This window comes from Lacrimispora sp. (genome assembly GCF_036758025.1).
GTDB lineage: Bacteria > Bacillota > Clostridia > Lachnospirales > Lachnospiraceae > Lacrimispora.
Map to the genome: position 1 here is coordinate 36,773 of NZ_DAIOXM010000022.1, position 17,094 is coordinate 53,866.

The following is a 17,094-nucleotide window of genomic DNA, read 5'->3' on the forward strand; positions in this document are numbered from 1 at the left end:
ATCATACTCCTTTGCTATTATATTCTTTTACAATATCAATAAACGCCTTTACTTGAGGCAGCAGCGCAGCCCTGTCTGTATACATCAAATAAGTGGAACGTACAAAAGGCTCTCCATTTTTAAATACCAATGGTTTTATGATTCCTTTAAAATCATGGAGACATATTTCAGGAACGATTGCCCAGCCAATGCCCCGGTTTACCATTTCCACACAGGTGGTAATGCTGTCCACATAGATGCCTCGGAGCTCTGGATTCAAGTCATTTTCCCGAAGCCATTGAAGGATTTCCCGTTCAAATGCGGCATCTGTTTTTCTTCCCATATAGGGAATTTCTGCCAAAGACTTCTCTTTGTATTCTTCATGGAAAATAGCACAGACTTTTTCCCGCTCCAGCAGAAGCCTGTTTCCTTTCCAGGGATATTCTCCCCGCAATATGGCTATATCAATGACATCATCCAGCATTTGTGCATACAGCTTCCTGCTGTGTTCGGTGGTAATGTGGGTGGTTACATGTGGGTATTGTTTCCGGTAGGTTGTCAAAATATCAGGAAACCGGTACAGGGCATAATTTACGGAGATTCCGGCGTTTAAGGTACCGCAGACGTAACCCTTTCTTGCATTGACAGATTCCCTCATTATTTTTAATTCTTCCGCAGCTCTTGCCGTATGTTCCAGCACAATTTCACCTTCCGGGGTGAATACAATTCCGCTTCTTGAACGCAGGATCAGGGTGGTATCCAGCTCTTCTTCCAGAGCTGAAATCCGTTTTGAAAGAGAGGATTGGGTGACATAAAGAAGGTCTGCAGCTTTGGTTATATTTTTCGTTTCCTTTAATATTAATAAAAGCTCAAAATCCCTTTCGTCCACGTTCCCCTTCCTTTCATAAAACATGGCTGATTATCAAGTATATATCAATATTATACTCGATTGACTTTTTTGTAAATAGATTTTTAAATTCCTGTTTGGAATGGTTGAGGAAGAAAAATGGGACTTTTACAATTGATCCTCTGTTATGTTAAAAATAGTGATATAAAACAAAAATCACTAGGTCGGAAGGAGAACGTTGTATGAAAATTTTAAAAACTGCCATGGCCGGTACTTTGGAATCCAGCGATGCACAGGTAACGGTAGAACCCCTGGAGCATGGAATCGATTTATCTGTTGACAGTGTGGTCATGAATCAATATGGCCGCCAGATTAAGGAAGCAGTTCTTAATACCTTAAAGCAGCTCCATGTGGAAAGCTGCAAAATAACGGTGGTTGATAAGGGGGCACTGGAATGCACCTTAACTGCCCGTGTGGAATGTGCCGTTTACAGAAGCTGCGGCAAGTCTGAAAAAGATGTTTCCTGGGAGGTGATGTAATATGATTTCACGTCCAATTCCTCAAAAAAACCGCTTGCGCCGGACCATGATGTTTATGAATGCGCAAAAGCCGGGCTTAATGAAAGATGCCTATATCTACGGAGCAGACAGCATTATCCTGGATCTGGAAGATGCGGTAGCTGAAAATCAAAAGGATGCAGCCCGTTTTTCTTTATACCATGCTTTAAAAAATATTGATTACGGAGATACGGAAGTCATTGTCCGGATCAATGGTCTCGATACGCCCCATTGGCAGGAGGACATCCGCTGCGTAGTCGCAGGAGGTGCAGACGGCATACGGATTGCCAAATGTGAAAGTGCGGATGATGTAAGGCAGATAGAAGCCCATGTTTTGGCCGCAGAAAAAGAGTTCGGTGTGGAAGTGGGAAGAACTCTTTTGATGGCAGCTTTGGAGAGCCCCAGGGGAATCATGAATGCTTATGAAATTGTAACGGCATCGGAAAGAATGTTCGGATGTGCAATTTCAGGTGGTGATTTCAGGAAAAGCATGCATGTACAGATTGAAAAGGGCGGAATTGAAATGCTGGCTGCAAGGGGGCAGATGCTGCTGGCTGCACGGGCTGCCGGTGTCCAGTGTTTTGATACCATGTATCCCAATATAGATGATATGGAAGGATTTCAGGAAGAAGTAATCCAGAACCGGAAAATGGGATTTGACGGAAAGAGTATTGTCAGCCCCAAGCAGATCCGTTTCGTCCATGAAACCTTTGCTCCCACAAAAAAAGAGATTGCATATGCGGAAAAACTGGTCCGGTCTTTTGACGAGCAGGCTGATTCCGGCGTGGGTGTTTATACGGTAGACGGAAAGATGGTGGACATTCCGTTTTTCGAGGATGCCAGAAGGGTCATTGCCCTGGCAAAAGCCTGCGGCGTATATGAGGGAGATTTGTAAAATCAGCGTAGGAGGGAAGAGAAACATGATCAATGCAGTAAAAAGAGATATTCCTGAGGAATTTCTTATAAATGGAAAAGAAGTTTACCAGGGAAAGAACTATATGGATGGAAAATACATAAAAAAAGATTCTCCAAGAACCCGGCGGGGTGTAAAGCCCCTGGAAAGCAAAATCTGCGCCAGCATCCGGGAAGCCTGTGAACAATGCGGTGCTCACGATGGAATGACATTTTCATTTCACACAGAACTCCGGAATGGTGACTATGTGGCTGCCATGGTTGCAAGGGTTCTTGTGGAAGAAATGGGCTTAAAGGATATTACAGTTGCCGCTACTTCCCTTGGAAGCGCACAGGATATTATTGCGGACTACATTGAACAGGGAAAGGTCATCGGGGTTCAGACTTCCGGTGTGAGAGGAAGAATCGGCGAAGTGATTTCAGCAGGAAAGCTGAAAACCCCGGCGATTATCCGAAGCCACGGAGGAAGACCAAGAGCTGTAGAGGCAGGGGAAGTGCATATTGATATCGCATTTTTGGCGGCAGCCTCCTCTGACTGCTGCGGGAATGCAAAGGGAGTAGGCGGCAAAAACAATTTTGGTTCCATGGGATTTGGAACACATGAGTCTCATTATGCAGACCACACCGTCATTATTACAGACACCCTGGTGGATTTTCCCAATCTGCCTTCTTCCGTGTCCACCATTGATGTTGACTGCGTCTGTGTGGTGGAGGATATCGGAGATCCGAAAAAAATTGCCACCAAAGAAGCCAGAATGACGGACAATCCCAGAGAGCTTATGATGGCGGAGCAAGTGGCAGATGTGATTGCTGCAACTCCTTATTTTAAAGACGGATTTTCCTTTCAGACAGGCGTTGGAGGCCCGTCTCTGGCAGCTACCCGCTTTCTGGAAACCCATATGGTTGAAAAATCCATCAAAATAGGCTTTACTCTTGGAGGTACCAGTACCGCTATCTGTAAATTGCAGGACAAGGGTTTGGTAGAGCATATATTGGACACCCAGGACTTTGATGAAGGGGCCATTGGACATATTTTCAGTAATCCAAAGCATCATGAAATCAGCTTAAGCGAGTATGCCAATGCGGCAAACAAGGGAGCTTATGTCAATAAGCTGGATTACGTGGTTTTATCGGCTCTGGAGGTTGATCTTGATTTCAATGTGAATGTTATCACCGGTTCTGACGGGATTTTGAGGGGAGCACCGGGCGGGCATCCGGATACTGCGGCAGGAAGTAAATGCTGTATTATTGTAACGCCTCTTACAAGGGGAAGAATGGCGACGGTCTGCGACGAGGTGGTAACTGTTACAACACCGGGAGAGTGTGTAGATGTGGTGGTAACTGATTACGGCATTGCAGTCAACCCTCTGCGCCAGGATCTGATCAAATGCCTGGATGATGCAAAGATTCCCCACCGAACCATAGAGAGCCTGAGAGACAAGGCCTACAGTTTGGTAGGGACTCCTGATAAACTGGAATGGGAGGATGAGGTTGTTGCCATAGTAGAGGCAAGGGATGGAACCATCCTTGATGTAGTGAGAAAAATAAAGACATTTCAGATGGATTAAAACATGATATACCTTCAGACTGACAAGCTCAGTCTGGAGGTATATTTGTATCTGACTGCTTTTGCGGATTCAAGGCGTATCTATGATATTCTGCCCATAATGCCCTGGAGTTGTTCCCGCATACTTTTTAAAGGTGCGGATAAAATTAGAATAATCGTGAAATCCCGACAGTTCGCAGGCTTCGGAAACACTTTTCCCCTCACTGAGCAGAGTCTTTGCCAAAGAAATCCGTTTCAGGATAATGTATTCCTGAATGGAACATCCCGCCTGTTCCCGGAACTTCCGGCTCATATAGGACCGGTTCATATAAAAATGTCCGGCCAGGGCCTGAACCGTTATATCCTCGGTCAAATGGCTGTTGATGTATCCCATGATCTGAGAGGAAAGCTGGGGCATAATGTTTTCCGGAATGATGGTGGAATCGTGAAAGCAGGTATTGACCAGCACCAGCATCTGCAGCAAGTAGGTGGAAGCCATAATATCATGGCCGAAGGTGTCTGAAGTGAGGGCCGTATGCATCTGATCAGCCAAGGCAAGGTAACGTTCTAAAGCAGGAGGATTTAAGGAAATTACATGTTTATCCGCATGCCCCCTCTCCTCAAAACAGGCCAGTAAATTTGCGTCTTCCGTACAGAACCCACGGACCAGGTCCGGGTAAAAGTGGGTGGCAATCCGCTCATAGGGCTTGTTGTCCCTGGACACCACTCTGTGAATTTCCCTGTTATTAATGACCAGCAAATCACCTCTGTTTAAATGATAACAGTGATGTTCAATATAATAATCCGTATTTCCGCCTAAAAACAAAAGCATTTCATAGGAATCATGCATGTGGTAAATATCGGTGACTTGTCTGGAAGACATCATGTGATGGCTTCGTATCATTTCCGGAAAATTAATCTGGTCGTAATGGTTGATTGTGTCCATAAAGTCCTCTTTTCTTTCCTATAGTCACATTGCGCAATAAAAAGACAAGATTCAGCAAAGAACCTGCACTATATTTATTATATGATAAGGATAGAAAAAAGCAATATAAGATTTCTTGCAAGGAGGTCCCTTTTTATGAAGTTTGAAATAAAGGATGCTGATTATGGGAAAAGTCCCTATACCAGCATGACGAGAAAGCATTGGCTGGAGGCCTGTGAGTTTCTGTTGGATGGAATCTTTTCCAATTTATCCTCCATGGATGACCAGCCTCTAAGCCCCAGGACGGAATTTCATGTAAGCTACCCAAACGCAGGCAGTTCTCCTACGAAAGCCAGCGCAGAAAGATTTGAAGGACTTGCCAGGAGCTTTCTCATTGCAGCGCCCCTCCTCCACAACCGCCCGGAATCAGTAATCAGAGGTTTTTCGGTGGGAGAGTATTATAAACAGCATATTCTGCAGGCAATGACCCCAGGCAATCCCAATTATTTATTAAACTTAAAAGAGCTTCTTGCCATAGCCAAGCCCGGTGAGAAGGCATTTCAGCACACCTGTGAATGCGCCTCTCTGGTCATTGGATTGGACCAGTGCAGAGAAGCTATATGGGATACCTATACGAAGGAAGAAAAGGACCTTATTGCCGCATACTTATTGGAATTTGGCTGCGGGAAGACAACTCCCCATAACTGGCGTTTGTTTAATATGCTGATTCTGGGATTTTTGCATAAAGAAGGCTATGAAATCGACAAAGAACTGATGAGAGATCATGCCCAGGTCATCATTTCCTATTATACAGGGGACGGCTGGTACCGGGACGGACATCGGTTTGATTACTATACTCCATGGGCATTCCACGTATACGGCCCCATCTGGAATGTGTGGTACGGATATGAGGGAGAACCCTGGATTGCAAATAAGATTGAGCAGTATGCCAATGAAATGGCAGATGTCTTTTCTTCCATGTTTGATAAGGAGGCACAGGTGACCTTGTGGGCCAGAAGCGGCCTTTACCGTAATGCAGCCTCTTCTCCTTTTGCCTCTGCTTTCCTGTTAAGGGAAACCCGGGTCAGCCCGGGACTTGCCAGACGGATTAATTCCGGAGCCCTTTTGCAGTTCATCACCAGAGAAGATGTATTTGAAAACGGGGTTCCCACACTTGGTTTTTACGGACAGTTCCTTCCCATGCTTCAGGACTATAGCTGCAGTTCAAGTCCCTTCTGGATTGCCAACCCGTTTCTGATTCTGACCTATCCGGAGGATCATCCCTTCTGGACTGATGTGGAAGAAAACGGGGACTGGGACCGGTTGAAGGAAGATGAATTTAAAGAAACCGTTATGGATGGTCCGGGAATTGTATCCGCACATCAGGGAGGCAGCGGAGCCTGCGAGTTTCGGACTGCAAAGGGACTTTTTAAGCCGGATGATGAGTATATCCGGTATTATATCCGCCTTGCATTTAACAGTCATTTTCCATGGGAAGATTTTGATTACCAGGGGGCAGAAGCTATGCAGTACAGCCTTTTGTATCATGAAGAGAAAAACGCCCAGGTTCCCAACATCATCATGTACGGCGGAGTAAAGAACGGAGTCTTATACCGGAAGCAATACTTTGATTTCCAGTATAATTTCCAGGGCAGGGCTTCCATTGATCTGGCTGATTTTTCCGTGGCAAACGGACATATCCGGGTGGACAAGATGCGGATACCGGAGCCGCCCTTTACCCTGACCATGGGAGCATACGGCTTTCCAAAAGAGCGGAATGGGATAGAGACAGTCATAGAAGAGAGAGCCTGCCATAATGCAAAGGCCGTTATCATGAAACAAAAAGATCTTCAGCAGGCGTTTGTAATTTATACTGCATGGGAAGAAATCGGGATAAAAGAACGGTCCGGCGTAAATCCTGATGCAGACCGCAGCCTTTTGGCTTATGGAAGTCTGAGAAGGGAAAAGACGTATGGATATGAACCTTATGTCATGATTTCCGCTGTACTGAGCAAGTCCGATGACAGTTCATGGAGCGATGAGGAGTTATTCCCTATTGAAAATATTGAATTTACAGATAAGCAGCAATATGGAGGTTATGGGCCGGTTACATTGGTGATGAAGGAGGGACGGACTATAACTGTTGATTATGAAGGGCTGGAAGGCCGCCTGATGGTTTAACTGGCTGAAACAGCTATGTGACAGAATATCAGGAAGATGCAAAGTAGAAATAGAGTGTAAAGAACCGGCCAATTCCGGCATACAGGAGGTAATAATATGAGAACAGTAGAACAGCTTTTAACATATCCAAAGATAAGCGGCAAAGAAGTGAAGGAATATTTAGACCTGGCAGTAGGCCTGGTAGAGCATAATTTAAAGGATTTTACAGAGTATTTCCCCGATTCCAACAGCCAGAATAACTTTTATCCCCAGACGGAAAATGTGGAATGGACAACAGGATTTTGGACGGGTGAAATCTGGCTTTCCTATGAAGCTACGGGAAAGGAAGCCTTTAAAAAGGCAGGAGAGGTTCAGGTAGACAGCTTTTTAAAGAGAATTGTGGACAAGGTGGATGTGAACCATCACGACATGGGATTTTTATATACCCCCTCCTGTGTGGCAGCTTATAAGCTGACCGGCAATGAAACTGCAAAAAAAGCAGCTTTGCTGGCAGCAGATAATTTAATGGCCCGGTTCCAGGAAAAGGGACAGTTTTTCCAGGCATGGGGTGAGCTGGGAGCACCGGATAATTACCGTTTAATTATTGATTGTCTCTTAAACATGCCTCTTTTGTTTTGGGCGGCAGAAGTGACAGGAAATTCCGACTATGCCCAAAAGGCTGAGGCACATATTAAGACAGCCATGAATTATGTGATACGGGAAGATCATTCCACCTATCACACCTACTTTTTTGATCCTCAGACAGGAGAACCGGTACGGGGAGTGACCCATCAGGGACACCGGGACGGATCTGCCTGGGCAAGAGGCCAGGCGTGGGGAATTTACGGATGTGCCATGGCATACCGTTATGTAAAGAACCCGGAATACATTGATATATTTAAAAAGGTGACGGATTATTTCCTGACACATCTGCCCTCAGACTTAATTCCTTACTGGGACTTTGACTTTGACGACGGCAGTGATCAGTCCAGAGATTCCTCTGCTTCTGTTGCAGCCGTATGCGGAATGCTGGAAATGAGCAAGTATATGGAAAAAGAAGATGCAGAATATTACACAGACATGGCGAAGCGGCTTTTGCTGGCTGCTGCTAAGGAGTGCGCTGTACAGTCACCGGAACAGTCCAACGGCCTTCTCCTTCACGGTACCTATGCCCATGCTTCAGAACACAATCCCTGTGCCAACAGAGGTGTGGATGAGTGCAATACCTGGGGCGATTATTACTACCTGGAGGCATTGACCAGGCTTTCCAAGGACTGGCAGCTTTACTGGTAAATCATAATATTAATTTCCTCCGGCATTGAAAGCGGGCCGGAGGTGGGGAAAGAATCCTGGACCTGATGATTGATCAGGTCCAGGATTCTTTCAATCCCTTTAAGGTGTTGTTGTCTTTACTTATCAGAAATGCTATTATTAAGAAAAGATTATAACCAGGGAAAAAGCGAGGATACATATGAAATTAATTTTGATAAGACATGGAGAACCGGATTATTCCATCGATTCTCTTACAGAGAAAGGTTTTAGAGAAGCTGACCTGCTTTCCAAACGGATCGGAAAGCTTCCTGTTTCTGCATGTTACTGCTCTCCTCTTGGCAGAGCGAAAGATACTGCAAAGGCAGCCTTGAAAGCTCTGGGCGCTGAAGCGGAGATACTGCCGTGGCTTCGGGAGTTCCATGCTCCGGTGGAAGACAGGGCCGGTGAACCTAAGAGTATACCCTGGGATTTTATGCCCGGATACTGGACAAAACAGGAGGAGCTTTACCACAGAGATTTATGGTTTGAAAATGAAAAGATGAAAACAGGACCTGTAAAGTCCGAATATGATAATGTAGCTGCTGGTCTTGACGAAATTCTGAAAAAACACGGCTATCACAGGGAAGGCAGGATGTACCGGGCAGATCCGGGAAGCGGCGATACCGTTGTTCTGTTCTGTCACTTTGGCGTTATCTGTGTTATGCTGTCTCATTTACTTGGAATTCCGGCCCCGCTTTTGTGGCAGGGATTTTTTCTGGCACCTTCCTCAGTGACCACCCTGGAGACAGAGGAGCGGATACCGGGAGAGGCTTACTTCCGGTGTAAGGGAGCCGGAGATACGTCTCATTTATATGCGGAAGGGGAACCGGTTTCCAATTCCGGTTTTTTCCCAAGATAAGCCATTGGCAGCCATATTAAAATGATAGAGGAGATTTGCCGGACATCGTGCAAGCATAAAAAATGAGCCTAGCGTATATTACAGTTAATAAAATAATGGAAATGTTTCTGATCATGGCAATCGGGGCCCTTATCCTGAAAAAAGGAATGGCTGACGGGGAAACCAGCAAAAGGCTGTCTTCCATCCTGCTCAATGTGATTACCCCCTGTATGATCATCACATCTTATCAGATTGAATTCAACAATACATTGTTAATCAGTTTGATGATGACTGCAGGCTTGTCAGCAATCAGCTTTTTTCTGGTCATTATCCTTTCCGGTTTCTTAATCCGGTCTAAGGGAAATCCGGATATGGCAGTGGAACGGATGTCCGTGGTTTATTCCAACTGCGGTTTTGTGGGAATTCCGCTGATCAGCGGAGTTCTGGGAGCAGAAGGCGTGTTCTTTATGACTGCCTATATTACAGTATTCAACATTCTGGTCTGGTCCCATGGAATTACTCTCATGAGGGGAAGGACTGGAAATCTTATTTCCACCATGAAGTATTTTATCAATCCCTCCACAGTTTCAATCGGAGCGGGGATTCTTTTTTTTGTGACAGGTTTTCATCTGCCGGAGGTGGTGGGAAATCCTGTGTCTATGATAGGAGATATGAACACCCCCGTGGCAATGCTGATTTCAGGAATGAATTTGGCAGAGAGCAATCTGCTTTCCTGTTTAAAGAGTCCCAGAACCTACATGATCAGCGCTGCAAAGCTTCTGGCTGTTCCGTTTATTACCCTGCTGCTTCTCATGGCGGTGAAGGTGGACCGGGCCATTGCTATTACGGTTTTAATTGCCGCCGCCTGTCCCTGTGCAGCTACCAGCAGCATGTTTGCCCTTCAGTATAATAAAAACAGCCGGTATGCCTCGGAATTAATGGCAGTGACCACAATTTTATCACTGCTTACCATACCTGCTGTCATGCTGGTTGGAGGAATGGTGTTATAAAGTAAAACAGAACAATGGGAAATAAATAAAATCCAAACCTTTTTCAACAGGAAAGTGAGAGATCTCTGGACTTTCTTTTAAAGGTTTGGATTTTAAGTATTTACATATTGATCTAAATAATCTTAAATTGATAAACTTTCATTAATAATCAGTTTACATTGACAAATTCGGTGAACTGGTTTTTTTTCTGGATTATCTATTAATTCAAAAGCCAGGTCTGTGGCGATTTTAAACATCTCCATGGAAGGAATAACAACCATAGTCAAAGACGGAATATGATTTTGAAGATAGGATAAATCTTGATCCAGTCCAAAGGAAGCAAGCTCTGTGTTGTAAGGAATGAAAAATTTGTTTCTTGCAAATACTGGGATGGCACCTTGTGCCAATACTGTATTTGCAGATAAAATCAGAGAAGGACGGCTGCTGAAATTTAAAAGCTTTCTTGCAGCAATGGCACCGCCATAAAAAGAATTTTCTACAGAAATATAGTTTTTAGTGGAAACAGGAATGCCGGACTGCTCACATAGTTCAAGGAATTGTGTAAAATAAGAATCGCAGATTCTTGGTGAACTTTCACTTCTGATGACTGCAATATCCTTATATTCCTTTGTATGGATGATATCACAAAGCAGTTTGCTGGCTTCTGTGGAGCTGCAGGATACACTATTATATCTGGGATCAGAATAGTTATAAAAAACGAGAGGAAGCTCATCTGAAAACTCATCTAATTTCAGCGATTCTTTTAATTGGGAAATAACAATAATCGCTGCATCTACGGTTTTCCAATCAATATTTTTAATTACCACATTAAGCTGCTCCAGCTGATAGGGGATAATCATAATATTACAGGCCAAATTCTGCAGAGTAGTGTATTGATAAATATTCTCGGTTATTATTCCCAAATCGATTGCGTTATTCTCTTGAGGAAAAAAGATTCCAATCACTTTTGGCCTGACAGAAGAATCTGGGGATAACTCAAGAGGGTTATTAATATGATACCCTAATTCTTTGGCTGCTCTTAATACTCTTTTTGCAGTAGTATCCGCTACTTTATGCTGTTTGGAGATGCCATTTAAAACAAAGCTTACGGTGGAGACGGACACTCCTGCTCTGGCGGCCACGTCTTTCATAGTTGCCATATTACTTCTCCTCTGTAAAGGTTTATTATAGTGAAATAAGTATAACAAAGCTTCATGAAAATTTCAATCCTATCAACTAAAAATATTTTAATTAATAAAAATATGTTGACAAGACAAACAAGGATAAGTATAATTGCCTCAATTAGTTTCGTCTAACTAAAAAGTAAAAAAGGAATATTATTAGGAGGAGCCATGAAAAATAAAATGATTCGTATGGTAACAGTTCTGGCAATGATGGTTGCTTTAACTGGATGCGGAAATGCAAAGACAACCCAGGAAGGGAATACAAGCGTAACGAGTGAACCAGAGACAGAAACATCTGTAAGTGAAGCAGCGGAGAGCACATCTGCTGCATATCCCGTAACCATTGAACATGCATTTGGAGAAACAGTGATTGAGAAACAGCCGGAAAGAGTGGTTACAGTAGCATTTGGTAATCAGGATGTTGTACTGGCTCTTGGTGTAGTACCTGTTGGATTTTCAGCAGCAAATTATGGTGTTGAGGATGAGAGCGGCATGCTGCCTTGGACGCAGAAAAAGTTAAAAGAACTTGGCGTAACAGAGCCAAATGTATTCCATGACACCGATGGCATTGATTATGAAGCAGTTTCTGACAGCAATCCGGATATTATTCTTGCACCTTATTCAGGAATGACCCAGGAAGAATATGATATGCTGAGCAAAATCGCACCAGTAGTAGCATATCCGAAAACAGCATGGACCATCAGTACAGAGGAATGGATAAGCATTACTGCAAAAGCACTTGGGCTGGAAGAAGAGGGCAAAGCTTTAATTTCAGATATGCAGGATACAATTACAGAGAAGATAGCAGAACACCCTGAATTTGAAGGGAAGAAATTTGTATGGGTTACCTTTAACGAAGCGGATCTTTCCAGTCTTCATGCATATTCACCTGAGGATACCCGTTGTCAATTCCTTTACAAATTTGGTTTCACATATCCGGAAGGTGTAAGCCAGTACATTAAGGAGGGGAGTTATTCACTTTCTCTCAGTGCAGAAAATGCAGATTTACTGTATGATGCAGACTTTCTTATTGGTTATAGCTCTGAATCAGCCTATGCAGCAGCAGCGGCAGATGAGGTACTTCAAGAAATCCCTGCTTTGAAGAACAATGCGATCATCAGTATTGAAAACGGCACACCATTATCAGCAGCACTCACTGTTACACCACTTGCTTTTGATTATACAATTGATGAGTATGTGGAGAAACTTGCAGAAGGAATTGGGAATATTCAGTAGAAATGAAAGCTAAAAATAATAAAAAAGATGGTAGAAACAGTTGCGGAAAGCAAGCACTGTTTCTGCCTAAACATTTTTTAATAACTTTATTTGTTATTGTGGTTTTGTTAATTGCAACTGTTGTAATGTCCTTTGTTTTGGGATCCAGACAGGTTACATTAAACGAAATAATAGATGCATTATTTCATCCCCGGATTTCAGAATATGGGGTAAATGTCATAAGAAAGAGAATTCCAAGGACATTTTTCGGCTTACTCTGTGGAGCAGGACTGGGGGTATCCGGTGTACTTATGCAGGCTGTCACAAGAAATCCCATTGCTGATCCATCGATTTTAGGTGTGAATACAGGGGCTTCCGTTTTTGTAGTATGCGGGATTGCTTTTCTTAATATATCGTCTCCTGGTGAATATATTATACTTGCGTTGGTTGGTTCCATGGTCACCTCTGTATTGGTTTATGGAATTGGTTCTATGGGAAAAGGCGGAGCCACGCCCATGAAGCTTGTTCTGGCAGGAGCAGCAACCAGTGCTGCTCTGATCTCTTTGATTAGTGCTGTTATGATTCCACGCTCTTATGTGATAAACGAATATCGTTTTTGGCAGGTGGGAAGTATTGGCGCAGGAACATGGAGCTATGTATCTTTGCTGGCACCGTTTATGCTGATTGGAATTGCTATGGCAATGGCCCTGGCACCGGCTTTAAATGCAATGGCTCTGGGGGATGAGGCTGCCACAAGTTTAGGTGTGCGTACTGGGATTGTACGTATCTGTGCTGCACTGACAGGTGTTATTTTGTGCGGAAGTGCTACGGCACTTGCCGGGCCAATAGGATTTATTGGCCTTCTGGCACCACACCTGATCCGCCTGTTTGTCGGTGCAGATTTACGTTACACCATTCCATTATCAGCCCTGACAGGTGCAGTGATTCTGACAATTTCAGATGTGATTGGCCGTCTGTTAAGTTATCCGGGAGAATTGGAGGTCGGAGTAGTGACAGCATTTGTAGGTGCCCCGGTTTTAATTTATACAGCAATGAGGGCGAAGCTATGAGGAATCATGTACAAAATATTGCTTTTATTGAAGAGGGGCAGAAAAAAAGAAAAAAAAGATATTTGATTGTAGAAATTATTCTCTTACTGCTGGCGGTTATTCTCTGCGGACTTATGATGACTGTTGGCAATACTTTTTATTCATTGGGAACCGTAGTGCAGGTTCTTACCGGAAAAGATATTGAAAATGCGACTTTTACCATTCTCACATTGAGATTGCCAAGGATGATTGCCGGAATAGCCACTGGGTTTTCCTTTGGGCTGGCAGGAAGCGTTTTTCAGACTATGCTGAGAAATCCACTGGCTAATCCAAATATTATTGGAATTACATCGGCTTCCAGTGCTGGTGCAGTATTTTGCATATTAATTCTTCATGCCGGAGGAAGCATTGTTTTTGGAGGCTCTATTCTGGCAGCAGCCATAACAGCAATTTTGATTTATCTCTTATCCAAATTAAAAAAGTACTCTACAGGGCGTCTGATATTAGTAGGAATTGGATTTCAAGCTTTAATGAATTCGGCAATCAGTTATTTCCTTCTTATTGGAAATGAGAATGATATTGCAGGTGCATTACGATGGATGAGCGGAAGTTTGAATGGGGTACAAATGACATCAATTTATTTATTATTGGCGGCTATGGTGATATGTGTACCATTCATTTTATTTTATTCAAAATCCTTAAAGATATTGGAGCTTGGAGAGGAATCGGCAATCACTATGGGGGTAAATACGAACCAGGCAAGAGGAGTTCTTCTGATTGCATCTGTAATTCTTGTAGCTGTAGCGACTGCAACCACCGGGCCGATTGCATTTGTATCCTTTCTGTCCGGGCCAATTGCAAAGCGCATTACAGGATATGGTAACTCCTCACCTGTTATAGCAGGGTTATTTGGAGTCGTTCTAGTTCTGGCAGCAGATATGATCGGGCAGCAGGCATTTGCAATTCGATTTCCGGTAGGCATAATTACAGGATTGCTGGGCGCTCCTTATTTAATCTATTTGCTAATACGTATGAATCGACATGGAGAATTTTAATGAAATCTGAACATATTTTAAAAGTAGACAATCTGGTTGTAGGTTATGATGAAAAAACGGTAATACATGATGTGAGCCTTGAAATACCAAACGGTAAAATCAGTGTTATTATAGGTGCTAATGCCTGTGGCAAGTCTACCTTACTCAAGGCTATGACCAGAATTATTACACCAAAGTCAGGGCAGGTAACCCTGGATGGAGAACCAGTCCGATCCATGAATCCCAAGGAGCTTGCCAGGATTTGCGGCCTGTTACCTCAAGATCCGGTTGTCCCGGAGGGGGTTACGGTAAGTGACCTGGTGGCACGCGGAAGATACCCCCATCAGAAGTTTTTGCAGGGGCAGACGAAGCAGGACTTAGAAGCAGTGACAGAAGCAATGGAAATCATGGATATTATTGAACTTGCCAATCGTGGAATGAATGAACTGTCAGGCGGACAAAGACAAAGAGCATGGATCGCTACCGCATTGGCGCAACAGTCCGATATTTTATTCCTTGATGAACCCACAACCTTTCTGGATATCAATTATCAGATCGAAATTCTTGATTTAATGGCTGATTTAAATCAGCGCAAACAAACCACAATTGTAATGGTATTGCACGATATTAATCTTGCGGCCCGCTACGCAGATCATTTGTATGCAATGAAGAATGGAAAACTGATCGCTCAGGGAGCACCCGGAGATATTGTTACCGAAAAGCTGATTATGGAAGTTTTCGGCATGAAATCACGTATTATTTCAGATACGGTATCAAAGTCTCCATATGTTATACCAATAGGAAGGCATTTTTGTGACCTGTAAAAGAGAGAGGCTATGTTCATTCTTTGTATGAAGACAGTACCGCCGTCATAGGATTGCAGTCAGCGGTTACCCAGAGGTTTTTATAAATATAGTAATTATAAGCTGTATAAGGCTGTCGCATGAATGCGCAGCCTTTTTTTGTATGATGCATTTCTGAAACAAACAAAAATTTACCGTAATATAATGCCGCTTTTCATTTACCGCCGATCTGCTTAAGGTGGTAAAATCAATATAACAACAAATAAGCAAGGAGGAAAGATATGAAGATTTTAGCCATCACGGCATGTACGGCGGGAATTGCACATACCTACATTGCCAAGGAGAAGCTGGAGAATGCTGCAAAAGAACTGGGGCATGATATTAAAGTTGAAACGCAGGGGTCCATTGGCGTGGAAAATGAGTTCACGCCTGAGGAAATCCGGGGGGCGGATGTGATTGTGATTTCTGCAGACATACGGGTGAACAAAGAGCGTTTTACAGGAAAGCCGGTAGTGGAAATTCCTATCAGCATGGTAATGAAATCTCCCAAGGGAGTGATCTCAAAGATACAGGAAAAGATGGGAAAGTAGCAGAAACAGTATAAAAAGACTATGAAAAAGAGGGGAATACAATGGCAAAACAAAAGTTTGATATTAAAAAACATGTTATGACAGGAATTTCTTATATGATTCCGATTATTGTATGCGGAGGTATCCTTAGTGCACTGGCCAAGGGGTTTGGCGGATATAATATCGGCAGTGCCATAGAGGCAGGGGCAACACCATTTTCTAATTTAAATCCATTTTCCTGGATCGGTTTTTGGTGGGGTGTGAACAAGTTAGGTTCTATAGCAATGGATTTTGGAGTGGCAGTGATGACAGCCGGAGTGGCCTACTCCATTGCCGGGCGTCCGGGTATTGTGCCGGGTATTGTAATCGGTTACTGTTCGTCCCAATCCAAGGCCGGATTCCTTGGGGGACTTCTGATGGCATTCATCATCGGCTCCTTTGTAAACTGGATGAAGACCTGGAAACTTCCCAAGTGGGGCGTAGGACTGATGCCGGTTATGTTTATTCCCGTCATATCAACTCTGGTATGTGGTATGATTTTCCTTTGCGTGTTCTCAATCCCTCTTGCTTTTATTATGGATGTGTTCCAGCAGTGGATTATTTCCTTAAACGGAGGAGCAAAAGCAGTAATCGGAGGTGTGATCGGTGCCTGCATGGGATTTGATATGGGAGGTCCCATCAACAAAACGGCATCCATGGCAGCCAATGCTTTGGGAGCCGATGGAATCAACGGCCCCATGGCGGCAAAAATCATCGGAGGCATGACTCCTCCTGTAGGAATATTTATTGCAACCTTATTAAAGAGAGACAAATTTTCAAAGGTGGAAGTGGAAACAGCAAAAACAGCTCTTCCTATGGGACTTTGCTTTATTACGGAAGGCGTTCTTCCCTTTGCGGCAGCAGATCCTGCAAGATTTATCCCCAGCAGCATGATCGGTTCCGCTGTGGCCGGTGCCATTGCAGTAGGCATGGGGTGTGAATCCGTAGCAGGTCATGGAGGTATTTTCGTTGTTCCCATGATGACAAGGCCCATCTGGTTCTTAATTGCCCTGGTAATCGGTTCTGCGGTGACTGGAGTTATCTATGCAGTCATTAAGCGTCCTTTGGATGAACAGGTGGAAAAAGAAGAGGAAGAATTTGATCTGGATCTGGATATTAAAATCCAGTAAAGCTGTA

Annotated in this window: 16 protein-coding genes; 13 read left to right on the forward strand and 3 right to left on the reverse strand. The window is 43.7% G+C overall.

What is annotated here, in order from left to right; genetic code table 11:
* Position 1: 1 nt before the first annotated feature.
* Positions 2–868: a LysR family transcriptional regulator gene (locus V7M78_RS16790; RefSeq protein WP_333651518.1), complete on the reverse strand. Its 867-nt coding sequence runs from the start codon at positions 866–868 to the stop codon at positions 2–4.
* A gap of 200 nt (positions 869–1,068) precedes the next feature.
* Between V7M78_RS16790 and citD the strand changes: the two genes are divergently transcribed.
* From citD to citF, 3 genes are read left to right on the forward strand one after another with little or no spacing between them, the layout of a single operon-like run.
* A complete protein-coding gene (citD, locus tag V7M78_RS16795) occupies positions 1,069–1,365 on the forward strand; it encodes a citrate lyase acyl carrier protein (protein ID WP_333651519.1) in 297 nt (98 codons plus the stop codon).
* 1 nt (position 1,366) lies between these two features.
* Entirely contained in the window at positions 1,367–2,278 is a 912-nt protein-coding gene (locus tag V7M78_RS16800; protein WP_333651520.1) for an aldolase/citrate lyase family protein, read from the forward strand.
* Between the two features lie 25 nt (positions 2,279–2,303).
* The gene (citF, locus tag V7M78_RS16805) at positions 2,304–3,863 is read left to right on the forward strand and encodes a citrate lyase subunit alpha (protein ID WP_333651521.1); all 1,560 of its coding nucleotides are present in this window, start codon (positions 2,304–2,306) and stop codon (positions 3,861–3,863) included.
* Between the two features lie 69 nt (positions 3,864–3,932).
* On the opposite strand, the gene V7M78_RS16810 is transcribed toward citF, so the two are convergent.
* Entirely contained in the window at positions 3,933–4,787 is an 855-nt protein-coding gene (locus V7M78_RS16810; protein ID WP_333651522.1) for a helix-turn-helix transcriptional regulator, read from the reverse strand.
* 135 nt (positions 4,788–4,922) lie between these two features.
* Here V7M78_RS16810 and V7M78_RS16815 point away from each other — a divergent pair, with 135 nt between their 5' ends.
* The 4 genes from V7M78_RS16815 (at position 4,923) to V7M78_RS16830 (ending at position 10,085) form a co-directional block, all read left to right on the forward strand.
* Complete coding sequence (locus V7M78_RS16815; protein ID WP_333651523.1) at positions 4,923–6,947, forward strand: DUF2264 domain-containing protein; 2,025 nt, start codon at positions 4,923–4,925, stop codon at positions 6,945–6,947.
* Positions 6,948–7,043: 96 nt separating this feature from the next.
* Positions 7,044–8,219 carry a glycoside hydrolase family 88 protein gene (locus V7M78_RS16820; RefSeq protein WP_333651524.1) on the forward strand — a complete coding sequence of 392 codons (1,176 nt, stop codon included), beginning with the start codon at positions 7,044–7,046 and terminating at the stop codon, positions 8,217–8,219.
* 178 nt (positions 8,220–8,397) lie between these two features.
* On the forward strand, positions 8,398–9,096 hold the full coding sequence (locus V7M78_RS16825; RefSeq protein ID WP_333651525.1) for a histidine phosphatase family protein: 699 nt from the start codon (positions 8,398–8,400) through the stop codon (positions 9,094–9,096).
* A gap of 62 nt (positions 9,097–9,158) precedes the next feature.
* Positions 9,159–10,085 carry an AEC family transporter gene (locus V7M78_RS16830; RefSeq protein WP_333651526.1) on the forward strand — a complete coding sequence of 309 codons (927 nt, stop codon included), beginning with the start codon at positions 9,159–9,161 and terminating at the stop codon, positions 10,083–10,085.
* Positions 10,086–10,207: 122 nt separating this feature from the next.
* Here the strand turns inward: V7M78_RS16830 and V7M78_RS16835 are convergent, their stop codons facing one another.
* Positions 10,208–11,224, reverse strand: a complete 1,017-nt coding sequence (locus V7M78_RS16835) for a LacI family DNA-binding transcriptional regulator (RefSeq protein WP_333651527.1) — start codon at positions 11,222–11,224, stop codon at positions 10,208–10,210.
* Between the two features lie 213 nt (positions 11,225–11,437).
* Between V7M78_RS16835 and V7M78_RS16840 the strand changes: the two genes are divergently transcribed.
* The 6 genes from V7M78_RS16840 to V7M78_RS16865 all read left to right on the forward strand — a co-directional run bounded on the left by V7M78_RS16840 (position 11,438) and on the right by V7M78_RS16865 (position 17,087).
* Positions 11,438–12,484 carry an ABC transporter substrate-binding protein gene (locus V7M78_RS16840; protein WP_333651528.1) on the forward strand — a complete coding sequence of 349 codons (1,047 nt, stop codon included), beginning with the start codon at positions 11,438–11,440 and terminating at the stop codon, positions 12,482–12,484.
* 2 nt (positions 12,485–12,486) lie between these two features.
* A complete protein-coding gene (locus tag V7M78_RS16845; protein WP_333651529.1) occupies positions 12,487–13,533 on the forward strand; it encodes a FecCD family ABC transporter permease in 1,047 nt (348 codons plus the stop codon).
* Positions 13,530–14,567, forward strand: coding sequence for a FecCD family ABC transporter permease (locus tag V7M78_RS16850; RefSeq protein ID WP_333651530.1), 1,038 nt, complete (start codon positions 13,530–13,532; stop codon positions 14,565–14,567). Before V7M78_RS16845 ends, V7M78_RS16850 begins: the two co-directional genes overlap by 4 nt.
* Positions 14,567–15,370 carry an ABC transporter ATP-binding protein gene (locus V7M78_RS16855; protein WP_333651531.1) on the forward strand — a complete coding sequence of 268 codons (804 nt, stop codon included), beginning with the start codon at positions 14,567–14,569 and terminating at the stop codon, positions 15,368–15,370. The genes V7M78_RS16850 and V7M78_RS16855 overlap by 1 nt, the downstream gene beginning before the upstream one ends.
* 260 nt (positions 15,371–15,630) lie before the next feature.
* A complete protein-coding gene (locus V7M78_RS16860) occupies positions 15,631–15,939 on the forward strand; it encodes a PTS fructose transporter subunit IIB (RefSeq protein WP_333651532.1) in 309 nt (102 codons plus the stop codon).
* 41 nt (positions 15,940–15,980) lie between these two features.
* The gene (locus V7M78_RS16865) at positions 15,981–17,087 is read left to right on the forward strand and encodes a PTS fructose transporter subunit IIC (protein WP_333651533.1); all 1,107 of its coding nucleotides are present in this window, start codon (positions 15,981–15,983) and stop codon (positions 17,085–17,087) included.
* Positions 17,088–17,094: the final 7 nt, after the last annotated feature.